The sequence below is a fragment of the Amycolatopsis sp. NPDC026612 genome (assembly GCF_040638285.1).
Taxonomy (GTDB): domain Bacteria; phylum Actinomycetota; class Actinomycetes; order Mycobacteriales; family Pseudonocardiaceae; genus Amycolatopsis.
The window spans coordinates 1-18,298 of sequence record NZ_JBEZYB010000023.1; the positions used below are offsets into that span (position 1 = coordinate 1).

The following is an 18,298-nucleotide window of genomic DNA, read 5'->3' on the forward strand; positions in this document are numbered from 1 at the left end:
GTCCCCCCCGGGCTGGCGGGGGGCGTCGTCCTGCGTCTCGTCGTGGACGACCCCCCCCGGCGCGATGCCCTGCGTCGGCCGCCCGACCGTCTGGGACGGCGGCGGAGCAGGCGTGGGCGTGGGCGTCCCGGTCGCGGGCACACTCGTGGACGTCGTGGGTGTCTCAGGGCCCGCGCTGGTGCCCGCCGGGGCGCCGACGCCGGAATTCGCAGCGCAGGCCGTCGCCGAGAGCAGCATCAGGCCCGCGCCCAGCAGTTTCACCGTGGTACGCATACCTGCCAGACGGAATGAACGCGCGCCGGGTTGCATCGCGGCTCAGTCGGCCCGGCCGAGGCGGGTCGTGAAGCTGAGCCGGTCGCCGCGGTACAGCGAACGCACCCGTTCGAACGGCGCCCCGTCCGGGCCCCAGGAAATCCGGTGCAGCAACAGCATCGGCAGCGCCGGGTTCGTCCCGATCAGCAACGCCTCGCGCGGCGTGGCCAGCACCGTCTCGACCCGCTCCTCCGCCTCCTCGAACGCCGCGCCGAGCTTCTCGCTCAGGCACGCATACAGCGACTGTTCCGGGTCGAACACGTCGAGGAAGTCCGGGAACCGCGAAGCCAGGAGATATGTCGACTCGAGCCCGACGCGCTCCTCGTCGGCCAGCAGGACCCGCTCGAGGTGGAACACTTCGGCGTCCGACGTCACTTGGAGGTCGGCGGCCAGTGCGCTGCCCGCCAGGCGCCGCTCCAGGGTGATCACACTGCGGCCCGGCCGGATGCCCTGGCGCCGCAGCCCCTCGGTGTAGCTCACCAGTGCCAGCGGCTGGACGAGCTTCGGGCCGGCGACGTACGTCCCGCTTCCCTGGCGGCGGCTGAGCTTGCCCTCGAGCACCAGCTCGCCGACGGCTTGCCGTACGGTCGCCCTCGACACTTCGAACCGTTCGCACAATTCCCGTTCCGTGGGCAGCGTCGCACCTTCGCCGAGTTCCGCGATCACCGCCAGCAGTTCGACCTTGACCGCGTAGTAGCGCGGCACACGGCCGTGTTCGGGAATCCCGTCGAGAACGGGGCCGTCGGCGGACAGGCGGGAATGGTACGCAGGGGCGGGCACGGAATCGACCCTATTCGGTTCGCCGCACGCCGTGGTTCGCTGTGGTGCGCAACACGGCCGGCAACAGGAGGATCACCCGGATGCGTCCGACCCCGTTGGTCCGCAGGCTCGGCCTCGCCGACGCCGTTTTCCTCGGCCTCGGCTCGATGATCGGCGCCGGCGTGTTCGCGGCGTTCGGCCCGGCGGCGCGCGCCGCGGGGGCCGGGCTGCTGCTCGCGCTGGTCGTCGCGGCCGTCGTCGCCTACTGCAATGCGGCTTCTTCGGCGCGGCTGGCCGCGATTCATCCCGAATCCGGCGGCACCTACATTTACGGCCGGGAAAGGCTCGGTGAATTCTGGGGCTACCTCGCGGGCTGGGGATTCATCACCGGGAAGACGGCGAGCTGCGCCGCGATGACGCTGACCGTCGTCGCTTACGCCGCGCCGGGGCTCGGGCAGCCGTGGCGGAGCGGGTTCGCCGTCGCGGTGGTCGCCGCGCTCACCACCGTCAACTACTTCGGTGTCCACCGCTCGGCGCTGGCGACGCGGGTCATCGTGTCGGGCACCCTGCTCGTGCTCACCGCCGCGGCGGTGGCGATGGCCGCCGGGCCGTCCGCCGGCGGCCCGCTCGTCGCCTGGCCCGGCGGCGGAGGTGTCCTGGAGGCGGCCGGGCTGCTCTTCTTCGCCTTCGCCGGGTACGCCCGGCTCGCGACGCTCGGCGAGGAGGTCCGCGACCCGGCCCGCACCATCCCCCGCGCCATCCCGCTGGCCCTGGGCATCACCCTCGTGGTCTACGCCGCGCTGGCGGTGCTGCTGCTCGTCCGGCTCGGCCCGGCCGCGCTGGCCGCGAGCCCGGACCCGATCGCCGCCGCCGTCCCGGGGTGGCTCGCCCCGGCCGTCCGGGTGGGCGCGACACTGGCGGCGACGGGCTCGCTGCTGGCGCTCATCCTCGGCGTCTCGCGCACGACACTGGCGATGAGCCGCGACGGCCACCTCCCCCGGTTCCTGGCCGCCGTCCACCCGCGCTACCAGGTGCCGCACCGGGCCGAACTCGCCGTCGGGCTCGTGGTCGCCGTGCTCGCCGCGTCGCTCGACCTGCGCGCCGCGATCGGCTTCTCGTCCTTCGCCGTCCTGGCCTACTACGCGATCGCCAATGCCGCCGCGCTCACGCTGCCGGGGAAGACGCGGGCGGTCGCCGTCCTGGGCCTCGCCGGGTGCGTGGTGCTCGCCTTCAGCCTGCCGCTCCCGTCGGTGCTGGCCGGCTGCGCCGCGCTCGTGCTGGGCGGTCTGGCCTACGGCGTTCGTCGGCTCCGCCGGTGAGAAATCACCCAACCGCCCGAAAGATCCGAAGAAAGTCGGTTGTCCCGTCTGTGACCACCTGGTGTAGTCATGGGGCCGCTGACGGCAACGGCTTCCACTGTGGACACTGGAAGGACTGATCCCCTTGGCTCCCAAGCGCTGGTTCACCCTGCTCAGAAACGCCACCACCGCACTGGCCGCGGTCGCCGCGGCCGCGGCGTTCGCGACCCCCGCGATCGCCACCGCCGCCCAGCCGCCGTCCACCGACGTCGTCGGCGGCACCCGCGCCGCCCAGGGCGAATTCCCGTTCATGGTCCGGCTTTCCATGGGCTGCGGCGGGGCGCTCTACACCAAGCAGATCGTCCTGACCGCGGCGCACTGCGTGAGCCGGACCGGGTCGAACACCTCGATCACCGCGACCGTCGGCGTGGTCGACCTGCAGGGCTCCGGCGCGCAGAAGATCCGCTCGACGTACGTCTACCAGTCCCCCACCTACGGCTCCTCGACCGGCGGTGACTGGGCGCTGATCAAGCTCGCCAGCCCGGTGAGCGGGCTCTCGACGCTGCCGATCGCGTCGACCTCGGCGTACAACACCGGCACGTTCACCGTGGCCGGCTGGGGCGCGGCCCGCGAAGGCGGCGCGCAGCAGCGGTACCTGCTCAAGGCGACGGTCCCGTTCGTCGACGACGCCACCTGCGCCGCCCAGGGCGGCAGCTATCCCGACCTGATTCCGAGCGCCGAGATCTGCGCGGGCAACCTCGCCTCCGGCGGCGTCGACACCTGCCAGGGCGACTCCGGCGGCCCGATGTTCCGCCGCGACAACGCCGGCGCGTGGATCCAGGTCGGCATCGTCAGCTGGGGTGACGGCTGCGCCCGCGCCCACGCTCCCGGCGTCTACACCGAGGTGAGCACGTTCGCGGCGAAGATCGCCGCGGCCGCCTCCACGCTGTAACCGGTTACGCAAGAAGAAAGGGCCCCCGCCGCGGCGGGGGCCCTTTCGCTCGCGTTCAGCGGGTCTTGTCCAACCGGGACAGTGCTTCTTCGTAACCGGAAACCAGGTCGGCGACGACTTCGGCGACCGGGCGGACCCGGTTCATCCGGCCGACGATCTGCCCGACCGGCATCGAGACCACGCTCGGGTCGTTCGCCGCGTGGATCCGGTTGTGCGCCGGGGAAACCAGCAGGTTCTGCAGCGGCATCGGCAGCGGCTCGGGCGCGTCCGGCGCGGCCCACGCCTCGGTCCACCGGGTCTTGAGCAGCCGGGCCGGCTTGCCGGTGTAGATCCGGGTCCGCACGGTGTCCGACGACGACGCCGCGACGAGCGCCTGCTGCATCGCCACCGACTCGCCCATCGTCTGCAGGTACTCCTCGGTGGCGAGCCACATCGACCCCATCCAGACGCCGGCCGCGCCGAGCGCGAGCGCCGCGGCCATCTGGCGGCCGGAACCGATCCCGCCCGCGGCGAGCACCGGCACGTCGACGGCGTCGACGATCTCCGGCACCAGCACCATGGACGCGATCTCACCGGTGTGCCCGCCGGCTTCGTAGCCCTGCGCCACCACGAAGTCGACGCCGTTTTCGACGTGCCGGACCGCGTGTTCGGCCTTGCCGGCCAGCGCCGCCACCGGCACCCCGCGATCGTGGCACTGCGCGATGACGTCCGCCGGCGGTGAGCCGAGCGCGTTGGCGATCAGCTTGATCGGGTGGTTCAGCGCGACCTCGACGTGCGACCGCGCGACCGAGTGCAGCCAGCCGAGGACGCCGGCGCGCTCGTCGGTGTCGTCCGGCAGCGGCGGCACCGAAAGCTCCTTCAGCACGCGGTCGACGAACGCGCGGTGGCCGTCCGGGATCAGCTTCGCCAGATCGACCTGGGTGCCCTCGGCGGGCACCTTCGCCGGCATCACGATGTCGACGCCGTACGGTTTCCCGCCGGTGTTCTCGTCCATCCAGGTGAGCACCCGGTCGAGCTCGGCGGCGTCATTGAACCGCACGCAGCCGAGCACGCCGAGCCCGCCGGCGCGGCTGAGCGCCGCGGCGACGTGCTCCGACGGGGTGAACCCGATGATCGGCAGGTCGATGCCGAGCCGGTCGCACAGGGGTGTCCGCACTGTGTTGTCCTCCTCCCAGAAACGTCGCTTTCACGTGAAAGCGACGCTTCTGGATCAGTAGTCAGTGGGCTCAGACGGGCTGGGCCGCGGCCGGTTCGTGCCCAGCGGCGTAGCGCTGGGCCCACGGGTAGTCCGGCTTGCCGCTGGGCGAGCGGCCGATCTCGCCGGCCAGCCAGACCGTGCGCGGCACCTTGTACCCGGCGATCAAGCCGCGGACGTGCTCCTCGAGCGCGGCCAAGTCCGCTTCGGCCCCTTCGCGCAACTGGACGACGGCGGCGACGCGCTGGCCGAGCCGCTCGTCCGGGACGCCGATGACGAGCGCGTCGAAGACGTCGGGGTGGGACTTGAGCGCCCCTTCGACCTCTTCCGGGTAGACCTTCTCGCCGCCGGTGTTGACGCACTGCGAGCCGCGGCCGAGCAGCGTGACGGTGCCGTCCTCCTCGTAGCGGGCGTAGTCGCCCGGGACGACGTACCGGACGCCGTCGACCTCGACGAAGATCTTCTTGCTCTTCTCGGGATCGCCGTAGTAGCCGAGCGGGACGTGCCCGCGGCGGCCGATCAGGCCGATCGCGCCGGGCTTCTTCTCGACGACGTTGCCGTCCTCGTCGAGCAGGATGGCGTCCAGGCCGAAGGTCACCCGCGGGCCCGCGCTGTGGTCGGACCCCTTGGCCACCACGCCGATCCCGGTGAACCCGCTCTCCGACGAGCCGATCGCGTCGGTGATGAAGGCGTGCGGCACGAGCTCGACGAACTCCTGCTTCACCGACTGGGAGAACAACGCGGCGTGGCTCGAGATCGAGACGATCGACGACGCGTCGTAGCCACCCTCGCGGAGGGCCTCGATGAGCGGCCGGGCCATCGCGTCGCCGACGATCGTGAGGACCTGGACCTTGTGCTCCTGCACGGCCTTCCAGATCTCGTGGGCGTCGAACCGCGGCACGAACACCACCGGGCTGCCGGTGAACAGCGCGCCGAACGCGGCCCACTGCGCGGCGCCGTGGATCAGCGGCGCGGCGGGCAGCCTGCTCAGGCTCCCGGCCTTGCCCTGCTCGGCGAGCGTCCATTCGTCCGGGACGTACTCGCCGGTGACGAAGTTGATCCCGCCGCCGAGCGCGCGCCAGACGTCCTCCTGCCGCCAGAGCACGCCCTTCGGGTAGCCCGTGGTGCCGCCGGTGTAGAGGATGTAGAGGTCGTCGCCGGAACGCTCTTCGAAGTCGCGTTCGGGGGACTGCTCGGCGAGCGCGGTTTCGTAGTCGACGCCGCCGTAGCGTTCGTAGTCACCGTCACTGCCGTCGTCGATCACGACAACGTGTTTCAGTTTCGGCGTCTCCGGCAGCGCCGCGGCGACCTTGTCCGCGTAGCTGCGTTCGTGCACGAGGGCGACGAGCTCGGCGTCGTTGAAGAGGTAGACGAGCTCGCCGTGCACGTAGCGGTAGTTGACGTTGACGGCGATCGCGCGCAGCTTGTACGCCGCGATCATCGCCTCCAAGGCCTCGATCGAGTTGCGGGAGTAGACCCCGATGTGGGATCCGCGTCCCACGCCGTGCGCGGCGAGGTGGTGGGCGAGCCGGTTGGCCCGCGCATCCAGTTCGGCGAAGGTGACTCGCCGGTCGCCGCACACGACCGCGACGCGCTCCGGCACGGCGTCGACGGCGTGCTCCAGAAGATCCGCGATGTTGAGTGCCACGCCCTCAAAGTAGAACATGTTATCGTTCCGGGCAATGGCACTGCTCCTTCAGGAGGTCTTTCGTGGGCGAACCGCACGCGCTGGTCGAGCAGGACGGGCAGACCCTCGTCGTCACGATGAACCGGCCCGAGGCGCGCAACGCGATCACCGGCGAGATGATGTCGATCATGGTCGACGCCTGGGACCGGGTCGACGCCGACGACTCGATCCGCAGCTGCATCCTGACCGGGGCGGGCGGCGCGTTCTGCGCGGGCGCGGACCTGAAGTCGATGTCCCGCAACTCCCCGTCGGAGTCGTTCGCGTCGGGCAAGTTCGACCCCGCGCGCATCCCGGGTCTGCTGAAGGGCCGTCGCCTGACGAAGCCGCTGATCGCCGCGGTCGAGGGGCCGGCGATCGCGGGCGGGACCGAGATCCTCCAGGGCACCGACATCCGGGTGGCGGGCGAGTCGGCCCGGTTCGGGGTCTCGGAGGCCCGCTGGGGCCTGTTCCCGATGGGTGGCTCGGCGGTGCGGCTACCGCGTCAGATCCCGTACACGGTCGCCGCGGACATCCTGCTGACCGGCCGCCACCTCACGGCTTCGGAGGCGCTGGCCGTCGGCCTGATCGGCCACGTCGTCCCGGACGGCACCGCCCTCTCGAAGGCCCTGGAGCTGGCCGCGCTGATCAACGCGAACGGCCCCCTGGCCGTCCGGGCCATCCTCCGGACGATCCGGGACACCGAAGGCCTCCACGAGGAAGAAGCCTTCAAGCTCGACTCGCAGTACGGCATCGAGGTCTTCGCGTCGGAAGACGCCAAGGAGGGCCCGCGAGCGTTCTCGGAGAAGCGGAAGCCGGACTTCCACGGCCGCTGACCCACCCCGAAGACCGCCCAAGCCGTGACCCGGGCCGTAACTCGCGTGACCAGAGCCGTAACTCGCGTGATCCGAGCCGGAACTCGCGTGATCAGGGCCGGAACTCGCGAGTTACGGCTTCAATCACGCGAGTTACGGGTCCAGTCACGCGAGTTACGGCTTCCATCACGCGCGATCCGGTGCAGGCTTGCGCGGTGATGCCCGTGCGTGCACGGGATATCTAGAACGTGTTTCAGTTTTTGTCGGACCAGTCTGCTGGGGAATCTTGCCGCCGAATCGAGAACGTGTTTCACTCAAGGACGTGACCGAGACACCGTTAGCGGCACCGCTGAACGTCGGCTTCGACTACACCCGCTCGACCGGGCCGGTCCTCGGCCGGTTCGTCAACGGGCTGCGGGACCACCGCATCGAAGGCATCCGCGGCAGCGACGGCCGCGTGCACGTCCCGCCGGTCGAGTACGACCCCGTGACCGCCGAACAGCTCGGCGAGTTCGTCCCGGTGAGCGAAGAGGGCACCGTCGTCTCCTGGTCGTGGTGCCCGCGCCCGCTGGAGGGCCAGCCGCTGAACCGCCCCTTCGCCTGGGCGCTGATCCGCCTCGACGGCGCCGACACCGCCATGCTGCACGCGGTCGACGCCGGCTCGCCGGAGAACATCCACAGTGGACAGCGGGTGCGCGTGCGCTGGGCCGAGGAGGCCGTCGGGCACATCCGGGACATCGCCTACTTCCTGCCCGTGGACGCCGAGGACACCACGCCGACCGAGCCCGCGCCCCCGGTCGCCGAACGCGAAGAGGGCGCACCGGTCAGCGTCGTCATCACGCCGGTGCACCTGAAGTACATGCACTCCGCGTCGCCCGAGGAGAGCACCTACCTGCGCGGGCTCGCCGAGGGGAAGCTGATCGGCCAGCGCTGCCCCGCCTGCGGCAAGGTCTACATCCCGCCGCGCGGCGCCTGCCCGACCGACGGCGTGCCGACCACCGAAGAGGTCGAGCTCCCCGACACCGGCATCGTCACCACGTTCTGCATCGTCAACGTCCCGTTCCTCGGCCAGCGGCTCAAGCCGCCGTACGTCGCCGCGTACATCCTGCTCGACGGCGCCGACATCGCCTTCCTGCACCTCGTCCTCGGCTGCGCCGCCGAAGACGTCAAGATGGGCATGCGCGTGCGCGCCGCGTGGAAGCCGCGCGAGGAGTGGTGGACGTCGCTGGAGAACATCAGCCACTTCCAGCCGACCGGCGAGCCCGACGCGGCTTACGAAACCTTCGCCCACCACCTGTGAGGTCCTGATGCCAGACGTCGCGATCGCGGGCTTCGCGAAGGCCCCGAACGTCCGCGAAACCGCAGGTACCACCAACGGCGTGGAGATGCTCGTCCCGATCTTCGCCGAGGTCTTCGCGCAGACCGGCCTGTCCAAACAGGACATCGGGTTCTGGTGCTCCGGCTCGTCGGACTACCTGGCCGGCCGCGCGTTCTCCTTCATCGCCGCCGTCGACGCGATCGGCGCGTTCCCGCCGATCCACGAGTCGCACGTCGAGATGGACGCCGCCTGGGCGCTGTACGAGGCGTGGCTGAAGATCAAGATGGGCGAGGTCGAAACCGCGCTCGTCTACGGCTTCGGCAAGTCCAGCGCCGGGCAGCTGCGCCGGGTGCTGGCCCTGCAGCTCGACCCGTACGTCGTCACCCCCCTGTGGCCGGATTCGATCTCGATCGCCGGGATCCAGGCACGCATGGGCCTGGAGGCCGGGCGCTGGTCCGAAAAGGACCTCGCCGAGGTCGCCGCCCGCGGCACCGACCGGGACGTCACCGAACTGCTCGATGCACCGTACTTCGCGGACCCGTTGCGGCGGCACGACATCGCGCCGATCACGGACGGCGCCGCGGTGATCGTGCTGTCCACTGTGGAACGCGCCCGCGACATCGTCGAACGCCCGGCGGTGCTCACCGGGATCGAGCACCGCGTCGACTCCCCCGTGCTCGGGGCCCGCGACCTCACCCGGAGCCCGTCCACCGAGGCCGCGGCGAAGGCCCTCGACCTCGACGGCGTCGACCTCGCCGAGCTGCACGCGCCGTTCACGCACCAGGAACTCATCCTGCGGGCCGCGCTGGGCCTCGGCGCCGAAGTGAAGATCAACCCGTCGGGCGGGGCACTGGCCGCGAACCCGATGTTCTCCGCCGGGCTCGCCCGGATCGGCGAAGCCGCGATCCGGATCCACCGCGGCGAATCCCGCAAGGCCGTGGCGCACGCGACGAGCGGGCCTGCCCTGCAACAGAACCTGGTGACCGTGCTGGAGGCCCGATGACCAAGCAGCTCACCGCCGTGCTCGGCACCGGCCAGACGCACCACCGCGCCAAGCGCGCCGACGTCTCCATGCCCGGTCTGCTGCGCGAGGCGATCGACCGCGCGATGACCGACGCCCAGGTCGAATGGGCCGACATCGACGCCGTGGTGCTCGGCAAGGCGCCGGACCTGTTCGAGGGCGTGATGATGCCCGAACTGTTCCTCGCCGACGCGCTCGGCGCGACCGGGAAGCCGTTGCTGCGCGTGCACACCGCCGGGTCGGTCGGCGGGTCGACGGCGCTGGTCGCGGCTTCGCTGATCCAGTCCGGCGTCCATCGGCGCGTACTCACCGTGGCGTACGAGAAACAGTCCGAGTCGAACGCGATGTGGGGCCTGTCGATCCTGCCGCCGTTCCAGATGCCGGTCGGCGCCGGGGCGGGCGGCTACTTCGCCCCGCACGTGCGCTCCTACATCCGCCGCTCGGGCGCACCCGAGCACGTCGGGGCGATCGTCGCGGCGAAGGACCGGCGCAACGGCGCCCTGAACCCCTTCGCGCACCTGCGGCAGCCGGACATCACCGTCGAATCGGTGCGCAAGTCGCAGATGCTGTGGGACCCGATCCGCTACGACGAGACGTGCCCGTCGTCCGACGGCGCGTGCGCGATGGTGCTCGGCGACGAAGCCGCCGGGGACGCCGTCGAGGGCGGGGCCGCCTGGCTGCACGCGACGGCGATGCGCACCGAGCCGACCACGTTCGCCGGCCGCGACCAGGTGAACCCCCGGGCCGGGCGCGAGGCCGCGGCCGCGCTGTGGGCCGAGGCGGGCATCACCGATCCGATGTCCGAAGTGGACGTCGCCGAGATCTACGTGCCGTTTTCGTGGTTCGAGCCGATGTGGCTGGAAAACCTCGGCTTCGCCCCCGAGGGCGAGGGCTGGAAGGTCACCGAGAAGGGCGAGACGGCGATCGGCGGACGGCTGCCGTGCAACCCCTCCGGCGGGGTGCTGTCCTCCAACCCGATCGGCGCGTCCGGCATGCTCCGGTTCTCCGAAGCGGCGAAGCAGGTCATGGGCCGGGCCGGGGACTACCAGGTGGACGGTGCGCGCATCGCGCTCGGGCACGCCTACGGCGGCGGGTCGCAGTACTTCTCGATGTGGCTGGTGGGTTCGGAGAAACCCGCCTGAGCGTCACTTTCACGTGAAAGCTACGCCTCCAGGTCGGCACTTTCACGTGAAAGTGCCGCTTTGCGGCGCAAAGCGTAGCTTTCACGTGAAAGCGGCGGGTCAGCGGCGGGAGCGGCGCCAGCGGACGGCCAGCAGCGTGCCGATCACCCCGGTGACCACGCCGACCGCGGTGGGCACCGCGACCGGCGGGTCCACCACGACCACCGGCTTCAGCACCACCGGGGCCGGGGGCTGGACCGGCTTCGGGGGCGCGTCCGAGCCGGTCGCGGTCCACGCCGTGACGAACACGAGCAGCCGCGCGACGAGCGAGATGAAGAAGATCAGGCCGATGATCGAGCCGAACGCGATCCCGGTCGGCGAGTCGCCGATGAGGCGGAGGTAGAACCCGCCGGCCAGCTTCAGCGCCTCGAACCCGACGGCCAGGGCGACCGCGCCGCGGATCGCGCTGCGCACGCCCACCTTCTGCCGCGGCAGCCGGGTCAGCACCCAGAGGAACACCAGCCAGTCGGCGGCCAGCGCCAGCGGCACCGAGGACGCGGACACGAGCTGGTGCCCCCAGCTCGTGTCGTCGAGACCGGCGAGCCGGAGCAGGTAGCCGCCGAGCGCGGTGCCGGAGATGGTGAGCGTGAACGACACCAGCAGCGCCACGCTGAGGCCGAGCAGCGCGAGCAGGTCGACGAGGATGAGCCGCAGCAGCGACTGGTCGGACCGGTTCTGCCCCCACAGCGCCGTCAGCGAGTCCCGCAGCGCGTTCATCCAGTTCCAGCCGGAGTAGAGGCCGATGACCAGCCCGAACGCCCCGATGCTCGTCCGCTGCTCGACGAAGCCGGTCAGCAGGTCGGTGGCCTTGTCGCCGAGCCCTCCGGGCAGCGTGCTGACGATGGCGTCCACCAGCGTGTCGCGCAGGTGGGGCTGGGTGGCCAGCACGAACCCGGCGACCGACGAGGCGACCATCAGCAGCGGCACCAGCGACAGCAGGCTGAAGTAGGTGATCGAAGCGACGTAGTGGTACCCGCCGGAGTCGATGTAGCGGTTGGTCGCGCGGGCGATGTGGTCCAGCCACCGGTACCGGGCGCGCGCCCGGGCCCAGGGGCTCGGGGCCGTGGGGGAACTCTTCACGGACACTGTCTACCCAGCCCGCGGCCTGATGGCGCGGCCAACACGCGGGCTTGACACCTGATCACGGACCTGGCCGAATGTGAGTGAGTCCCCCTCGGCTCGCCGGGGGCGCTGACAACGATGTCACCTCTGGGAGGACAGCTCCATGCGCGCTCGCCTGCTCCTCGCTCCCGTCCTGGCCCTGTCCCTGGCCACCGCGGTGCCCGCGGACGCGCACCCGCGCGCCTCGAACGTCGACCTCGTCAACCCGCTGATCGGCACCACCGGCACCGATCCCAGCGAGTACGGCGGGATGATCCCGAGCACCGCGCCGCCGTTCGCGATGACGCGGTGGTCGCCGCAGACGCGGGTGAACTACGTCAGCCGGCTCCCCTACCACCACGACGACACCGCGATCACCGGGTTCATCGGCACGCACCAGCCGGCGATCTGGATGGGCGACTACGGCTACGTCTCGGGGATGCCGGGGCTCGGCGACGTCCGGGTCGGGCGGTCGATGCCGTTCACGCACGCCGACGAGCACGCGTCACCGTCCCGGTACTCGGTGAAGATGTCCACGGGTGTCGGCGCCGAGCTGACCGGGACCTCCCGGGTCGGGGTCATGCGGTTCACGTTCCCCGCGGACGCCTCGCCGAACTTCGTCCTCACCGCGACGCGCGCGGGCATCACCGGCGGGGTGCACGTCGACCCCGCGCGGCGCGAGATCTCCGGCTACAACCCGGATCGCCAGGACTCGAAGCTCGGTCCGTTCAAGGCGCCCGGCTTCAAGGGCTACTTCGTGGCGAGCTTCGACACGCCGGTCACCGGCTTCGGGACGGCGACCGGGACCGCCCTGCACGAGGGCGAGCGCGACCGCACCGACGCCGCCCTCGGCGCGTACGTCCGCTTCCCCGCCCGGACCCGGACCGTGCAGGTGCGGATCGCGACGTCGTTCATCTCCGTCGACCAGGCCCGCGAGAACCTGCGGCGCGAGGTGCCCGAGCCGCGCGGCTTCGACCGCGTCGCCGCGCAGACCAAGGCCGCGTGGAGCGAGAAACTCGACCGTGTCGACGTCGAAGGCGCGACGCCGGACCAGCTCGCGACGTTCTACACGAGCATGGTCCACGCGCTGCAGTACCCGTCGGAGATGTCGGAGTACGGCCGCTACTACAGCGCCTACGACGACCGTGTCCACAATGGAGTGAGCTACACCAGCTACTCCCTGTGGGACACCTTCCGGGCCGAGAACGCCTTCCTGACGCTGTTCGCGCCCGAGCGGATCGACGACATGGTGACGTCGATGCTGCACGACTACCGCGAAGGCGGCCGGCTGCCGATGTGGAAGAACCCGGCGGAGACCAACATCATGGTCGGCACCAACGCGGACTCGATCATCGCCGAGGACATCGCGAAGGGCTTCACCGGCTTCGACCGCCGGCTGGCTTACGAGGCCGTGTACAAGGACGCGATGACCCCGCCCGAGCGCGATACCGAGCTGCGCTTCGCCGACCGTGAGGAGGGGACACCGGTCGAAGCGCGGGCCGGCCTGACGACGTACAAGCAGAACGGCTGGGTCGCCGCCGACCGGACCGCCGAAGCCGCGTCGCGGGCCTTGGACTACGCCTACGAGGACTGGGCGGTGGCGCAGGTCGCCGCCGCGGTGGGCAAGCCCGACGACGCAGCCTTCTTCCGCAAGCGAAGCGAGAACTACCGGAATCTGTACAACCCGGCGACCGGCTTCATGCAGGCCCGGAACTTCGACGGCGCGTGGACGTCCGGCGGCTGGACCGAGGGTGACCAGTGGGTCTACACCTTCGACGTCATGCACGACGTGCCCGGCCTGATCTCGCTGATGGGGCGGGACCGGTTCGTCGCGCTGCTCGACCGGCACTTCGCCGAGGGCCACAACAACCACACCAACGAGCCCAGCCACCACATCGGCTACCTCTACGACTACGCCGGGCAGCCGTGGAAGACCCAGGCGCAGGTGCGCTCGCTCGCCGCGGCGAACTACGCGAACCGGCCGGACGGGCTGACCGGCAACGACGACTGCGGCCAGATGTCGTCGTGGTACCTGCTGTCGTCGATCGGGATCTACCCGGTCACGCCGGCGTCGGACACCTACGCGGTGGGCAGCCCGTTCTTCTCGAAGGTGACCCTGCGGCTGCCCGGGGCGCGGCGGCCGCTGGTCGTGTCCTCCCCCGGCAACTCGGCTTCGACGCCGTACGTGTCTTCGCTTTCGCTGAACGGAAAGCCGGTGACCCGGCCGGTGCTGACCCAGCGCGACCTGACCGGCGGCGGCGTCCTGCGGTTCGGGATGAGCGCGACGCCGTCCGCATGGGGCGTCAGCTGAGCACGACCAGCTCGGTCCAGTCTTCCTGGGGCAGTGCGGTGTCCGTCGTCGCGAACACCGTGCTGCCCAGGAAGTCGAGCTCGCAGCCGAGGGTGGCGAGGAACGCCGTGTCCGCGGCGTCCCGGCCGGTCGAGATCCGCAGCATCGTCCGCCGCGGGGCGAGGTGGGTGGCGTCGAAGACGTACCAGTGGCCGTCGATCGCGGCCTCGAAGACGGCGTGGAAGTCCATCGGGGACAGCCCGGGCGCGTAGACGCCGGCGTAGCGGGCGGGGATGTCGAGGAACCGGCACAGGGAAATGCAGACGTGCGCGAAGTCGCGGCAGACTCCCTGACCGGCCAGCAGGGTGTCGATCGCGTCGTCGGTCCCCCGGCTGGATCCGACCACATAGGACAGCCGCTCGTGGACGTGCCGGACGATGGTGTCCACCCGGGTCCTGCTGTCCTGGCCGGCGAACAGCTCCGGCGGGACCAGCCCGGCGATGCGGTCGGAGGGGCAGTACCGGCTCGGCCGGGTGAACACGGCGGCGTCGGCGAGGGTGACCGGCTCGGGTTCGGGCTCGGTCAGCGCGCGTTCGGCGTGGTAGGTGACGCGGTGCTCACCGGTGGGCAGCTCGAAGACCTCGGCGCGGGTCCCGTGCTCGAACTCGACGGACTCGCTCTCGCCGTGCCAGGAGACCTTGAGTTCCTCGGTGTCCGCCTGCGCCGCGGCGATCGAGATCGCCGCCGGCCCGGGCTCGGTGACGCGGACGGAGAACTCGACGTCGACGGTCGCTCGCGGGGCCATCGGCCCATGATGTCATGGTCCGGTGACCACCATCGCGCTCTTCCACTCCGTGCTGGGGCTGCGCGCCGCCGAACTCGGTGGCACCGAGCGGTTGCGGGCCGCCGGCCACCACGTCGTCACCCCCGACCTCTACGACGGCGTGACCGCTTCGACCCTCGACGAGGGCTTCGCGGTGAAGGACGCCGTCGGCTGGGAGACGATCGTCCGCCGGGCCCGGGACGCCGTGCGGGCGATGCCCGCGGACGCCGTCCTCGTGGGGGTTTCGATGGGTGCGGGCGTGGTCCACGAGCTGCTGCCCGGCCGGCCGCACACCGCGGGCGTCCTGCTGCTGCACGGCCTCGCGGGGCTGCCCGCGTCAGTCCGCGACGGGCTTCCGGTGGACGTGCACGTCGCCGACCCGGACGACCTCTTCGCACCGCCGGCCGAGGTCGCCGCGTGGCGCGCGGCGGCGGCCCGCGCGGGGGCCGACGCCCGGGTGTTCACCTACCCGGGCGCCGGCCACTTCTACACCGACGCGGACGGTCCCGACCACGACGAGCCCGCGGCGGAGCTCACCTGGGCACGCGTCGCGGACTTCCTCAGGCGTAGCGCACGGGGTAGTGCTTGATCCCGTTCAACCAGCTCGACCGCAGCCGGACCGGGGGCGCGACCTCGGTGATGTTCGGCATCACGTCGGCGATGGCGTTGAAGATCAGGTCGATCTGCAGCCGGGCCAGGTTCGCCCCGATGCAGTAGTGCGAACCGGTGCCGCCGAACCCGACGTGCGGGTTGTCCTCGCGGAGGACGTCGAACTTCTCCGGCTCGTCGAACACCTCGGGGTCGAAGTTGGCGGAGCTGTAGAACATGCCGACGCGGTCGCCCTTGCGGATGTGCGCGCCGCCGAGCTCGGTGTCCCGGGTGGCGGTGCGCTGGAAGGCGATCACCGGGGTGGCCCAGCGGACGATCTCGTCGGGCGCGGTCTTCGGCCGCTGGTCCTTGAAGATCTCCCACTGCTCCGGGTGGTCCAGGAGCGCCTTCATGCCGTGGGTGATGGAGTTGCGGGTCGTCTCGTTGCCGGCGACGGCGAGGAGGATGACGAAGAAGCCGAACTCGTCGGAGCCGAGCTCTTCGCCGTCGACGTCGGCCTGGATCAGCTTCGTGACGATGTCGTCCATCGGGCACTTGCGGCGGTCCTCGGCCATGTTCCAGGCGTAGCCGATGAGCTGGGTGGACGCCTCGAGCGGCTCGAGCTCGTACTCGGGGTCGTCGTAGGCGACCATCTGGTTGGACCAGTCGAAGATCTTGAGCCGATCTTCCTGGGGGATGCCGATCAGCTCGGCGATCGCCTGCAGCGGCAGCTCGCACGCGACATCGGTGACGAAGTCGCCGGTCCCCTTCTTGCGGGCCTCGGTGACGATCCGCTCCGCGCGGTCGCGGAGGGTGTCCTCGAGCTTGGAGATCGAGCGCGGGGTGAAGCCCTTCGACACGATCCGCCGCAGCTTGGTGTGCTGCGGGGCGTCCATGTTGAGCAGCACCAGGCGGTTCGCCTCGAGGTTGTCCTCGGTCATGTTCTCGTCGAAGCGGATGATGGCGGTCTTCTCGCGGGACGAGTAGAGCGTGCTGTCGCGCGAGACTTCCTTGACGTCCGCGTGGCGCGAGACGACCCAGTACCCGTCGTCGCGGAAGCCCGCGGTGTTGTGCTTCTGGGGGTTCCACCAGACCGGAGCGGTCCGCCGGAGTTCGGCGAACTCGGCGACGGGGAGTCGCTCGGCCAAGAGATCGGGATCGGTGAAGTCGAACCCGGCGGGGATGAGCGGAGCGGCCACGTTGCCTCCCACAGTTCGTGTTGGAACACGTTCTAGGTGGGATTAGAACATACGGTGTTAACCAGCGGAAGACCGCAAGTGAAACCCGTTTACTTGACCGATGGCGCCAGGTGAGCATGCGCTCACCTGGCAAAGATCAAGAAGTGTCCAAGCCTGCGCAGACTTGCCAGAAACAATAACTTGTTCTAGTTTTTGGTCAGTGAACAGTGTTTCCCGACGAAAGGGACGACATGGGCGTGCCGGTCATCGTCGAAGCCGTGCGGACCCCGATCGGCAAGCGGGGCGGGCTGCTGGCCGGCCTGCACGCGGCTGAGCTGCTGGGCATCGCGCAGCTCGCCCTGCTGGACCGCGCCGGGATCGACCCGGCCCTCGTCGAGCAGCTCGTCGGCGGCTGCGTCACCCAGGCCGGCGAACAGTCGAACAACGTCACGCGCACGGCGTGGCTGCACGCGGGCCTGCCCGAGACGGCGGGCGCGACGACGATCGACGCCCAGTGCGGCTCGGCGCAGCAGGCCACCCACCTGATCGCCGGCCTGATCGCGGCGGACGCCATCGAGGCCGGCGTCGCGTGCGGGGTCGAGGCGATGAGCCGGGTGCCGCTGGGCACGAACCGCGCCGGCGCGTCGCCGCGGCCGTCGTCGTGGTCGATCGACCTGCCCAACCAGTACGGCGCGGCCGAGCGGATCGCGGTCCGGCGCGGGTTGACGCGGGACGACGTCGACGCGTTCGGCGCCGCGTCACAGCAGAAGGCCGCGGCCGCCTGGGCAGCGGGTCACTTCGATCGTGAAGTGGTCCCGGTGAAGGCCCCGGTCCTCGCCGCCGACGGTGCGTTGACCGGGGAAACGCGCTTGGTCGCCCGCGACCAGGGCCTGCGCGAGACGACCGTGGAAGGCCTCGCCCGGCTCAAGCCGGTGGTCGAGGACGGGATCCACACGGCGGGCACGTCGTCCCAGATCTCCGACGGCGCGGCGGCGCTGCTCCTGCTGGACGCGGACCGGGCGGCGGCGCTGGGCCTGCGTCCCCGCGCCCGGATCGTCGCGCAAGCCCTGGTCGGCGCCGAACCCTACTACCACCTGGACGGCCCGATCCGCGCCACGGAACGCGTGCTCGCCCGGACCGGGATGACCGTGGCCGACCTGGATCTGTTCGAGGTCAACGAGGCGTTCGCTTCGGTCGCGTTGTCGTGGCAGCAGGTCGTTTCGCCGGATCCGTCCCGGGTCAACGTCAACGGCGGCGCCATCGCCCTCGGTCACCCGGTCGGCAGCACGGGAGCCCGGCTGCTGACGACGGCGTTGCACGAGCTGGAGCGCCGGGACGCGTCGACGGCGTTGGTGACGATGTGCGCGGGCGGCGCGCTGGCCACCGCGACGATCATCGAGCGGCTCTAGCCCGGCAGGTGGGCGTCGACCTCGATTTCGATCTTCATCCGCGGGTCCGCCAGGCCGCACTCCAGCATCGTCGCGGCCGGGCGGACGTCCGCGAACGCCTTGCGCAGCACCGGCCAGCACGGCTCGAAGTCCGCGCGCGAGGGCAGCAGGTAGCGGACGCGGACCACGTCCGCGAACGTGCAGCCCGCCTCGGCGAGCGCCGCCTCGATGTTCCGCAGGCACTGGGCCGCCTGCTCGACGACGTCGCCGGAGATGGTCATGGCCGCGTAGTCGAAGCCGGTCGTGCCCGAGACGTACACCCGATCGCCGTGCACGACAGCCCGGGCGTAGCCGATCCGTTCCTCGAAGGCAGACCCGCTGAGGATCGCCCGTCGTTCCGTCATACCGCGCACATT

General features: G+C 70.9%; 16 protein-coding genes and 1 pseudogene. 9 read left to right on the forward strand and 8 right to left on the reverse strand.

Annotated features, from left to right (window positions below; translation table 11 throughout):
• A pseudogene (locus AB0F15_RS21790) lies at positions 1-273 on the reverse strand (hypothetical protein); the annotation flags it as partial.
• 42 nt (positions 274-315) lie between these two features.
• The gene (locus AB0F15_RS21795; RefSeq protein ID WP_360273022.1) at positions 316-1,092 is read right to left on the reverse strand and encodes a GntR family transcriptional regulator; all 777 of its coding nucleotides are present in this window, start codon (positions 1,090-1,092) and stop codon (positions 316-318) included.
• Positions 1,093-1,172: 80 nt separating this feature from the next.
• Here AB0F15_RS21795 and AB0F15_RS21800 point away from each other — a divergent pair, with 80 nt between their 5' ends.
• Both AB0F15_RS21800 and AB0F15_RS21805 read left to right on the forward strand, forming a co-directional pair.
• The gene (locus tag AB0F15_RS21800; RefSeq protein ID WP_360273025.1) at positions 1,173-2,390 is read left to right on the forward strand and encodes an amino acid permease; all 1,218 of its coding nucleotides are present in this window, start codon (positions 1,173-1,175) and stop codon (positions 2,388-2,390) included.
• A gap of 124 nt (positions 2,391-2,514) precedes the next feature.
• Positions 2,515-3,321: a serine protease gene (locus tag AB0F15_RS21805; protein WP_360273028.1), complete on the forward strand. Its 807-nt coding sequence runs from the start codon at positions 2,515-2,517 to the stop codon at positions 3,319-3,321.
• Between the two features lie 55 nt (positions 3,322-3,376).
• Here the strand turns inward: AB0F15_RS21805 and AB0F15_RS21810 are convergent, their stop codons facing one another.
• Positions 3,377-4,477: a nitronate monooxygenase family protein gene (locus AB0F15_RS21810; RefSeq protein ID WP_360273031.1), complete on the reverse strand. Its 1,101-nt coding sequence runs from the start codon at positions 4,475-4,477 to the stop codon at positions 3,377-3,379.
• A gap of 70 nt (positions 4,478-4,547) precedes the next feature.
• Complete coding sequence (locus AB0F15_RS21815) at positions 4,548-6,164, reverse strand: acyl-CoA synthetase (protein WP_360273034.1); 1,617 nt, start codon at positions 6,162-6,164, stop codon at positions 4,548-4,550.
• A gap of 62 nt (positions 6,165-6,226) precedes the next feature.
• Between AB0F15_RS21815 and AB0F15_RS21820 the strand changes: the two genes are divergently transcribed.
• From AB0F15_RS21820 to AB0F15_RS21835, 4 genes are all read left to right on the forward strand, one after another.
• Complete coding sequence (locus tag AB0F15_RS21820; protein WP_360273037.1) at positions 6,227-7,015, forward strand: crotonase/enoyl-CoA hydratase family protein; 789 nt, start codon at positions 6,227-6,229, stop codon at positions 7,013-7,015.
• Between the two features lie 301 nt (positions 7,016-7,316).
• Entirely contained in the window at positions 7,317-8,294 is a 978-nt protein-coding gene (locus tag AB0F15_RS21825; protein WP_360273040.1) for an OB-fold domain-containing protein, read from the forward strand.
• 7 nt (positions 8,295-8,301) lie between these two features.
• Positions 8,302-9,315 (forward strand): thiolase domain-containing protein, encoded by a 1,014-nt coding sequence (locus AB0F15_RS21830; RefSeq protein ID WP_360273043.1) that lies wholly within the window; start codon positions 8,302-8,304, stop codon positions 9,313-9,315.
• Positions 9,312-10,475: a thiolase domain-containing protein gene (locus AB0F15_RS21835; RefSeq protein WP_360273046.1), complete on the forward strand. Its 1,164-nt coding sequence runs from the start codon at positions 9,312-9,314 to the stop codon at positions 10,473-10,475. Before AB0F15_RS21830 ends, AB0F15_RS21835 begins: the two co-directional genes overlap by 4 nt.
• Before the next feature lie 99 nt (positions 10,476-10,574).
• Here the strand turns inward: AB0F15_RS21835 and AB0F15_RS21840 are convergent, their stop codons facing one another.
• Positions 10,575-11,594 (reverse strand): YhjD/YihY/BrkB family envelope integrity protein, encoded by a 1,020-nt coding sequence (locus AB0F15_RS21840; RefSeq protein ID WP_360273049.1) that lies wholly within the window; start codon positions 11,592-11,594, stop codon positions 10,575-10,577.
• Between the two features lie 145 nt (positions 11,595-11,739).
• Between AB0F15_RS21840 and AB0F15_RS21845 the strand changes: the two genes are divergently transcribed.
• A complete protein-coding gene (locus AB0F15_RS21845; protein ID WP_360273052.1) occupies positions 11,740-13,926 on the forward strand; it encodes a GH92 family glycosyl hydrolase in 2,187 nt (728 codons plus the stop codon).
• Here the strand turns inward: AB0F15_RS21845 and AB0F15_RS21850 are convergent.
• A complete protein-coding gene (locus AB0F15_RS21850) occupies positions 13,919-14,710 on the reverse strand; it encodes a transglutaminase family protein (protein ID WP_360273055.1) in 792 nt (263 codons plus the stop codon). The genes AB0F15_RS21845 and AB0F15_RS21850 overlap by 8 nt on opposite strands.
• A 22-nt stretch (positions 14,711-14,732) precedes the next feature.
• On the opposite strand from AB0F15_RS21850, the gene AB0F15_RS21855 reads away from it, so the two are divergent.
• Positions 14,733-15,317 (forward strand): dienelactone hydrolase family protein, encoded by a 585-nt coding sequence (locus tag AB0F15_RS21855; protein ID WP_360273058.1) that lies wholly within the window; start codon positions 14,733-14,735, stop codon positions 15,315-15,317.
• On the opposite strand, the gene AB0F15_RS21860 is transcribed toward AB0F15_RS21855, so the two are convergent.
• Positions 15,289-16,515, reverse strand: a complete 1,227-nt coding sequence (locus AB0F15_RS21860) for a cytochrome P450 (protein WP_360273061.1) — start codon at positions 16,513-16,515, stop codon at positions 15,289-15,291. The genes AB0F15_RS21855 and AB0F15_RS21860 overlap by 29 nt on opposite strands.
• Before the next feature lie 230 nt (positions 16,516-16,745).
• Between AB0F15_RS21860 and AB0F15_RS21865 the strand changes: the two genes are divergently transcribed.
• Positions 16,746-17,903 carry a steroid 3-ketoacyl-CoA thiolase gene (locus AB0F15_RS21865; protein ID WP_360273064.1) on the forward strand — a complete coding sequence of 386 codons (1,158 nt, stop codon included), beginning with the start codon at positions 16,746-16,748 and terminating at the stop codon, positions 17,901-17,903.
• Here AB0F15_RS21865 and AB0F15_RS21870 read toward each other — a convergent pair.
• Positions 17,900-18,286: a RidA family protein gene (locus tag AB0F15_RS21870; RefSeq protein WP_360273067.1), complete on the reverse strand. Its 387-nt coding sequence runs from the start codon at positions 18,284-18,286 to the stop codon at positions 17,900-17,902. The two genes, AB0F15_RS21865 and AB0F15_RS21870, sit on opposite strands and share 4 nt — an antisense overlap.
• Positions 18,287-18,298: the final 12 nt, after the last annotated feature.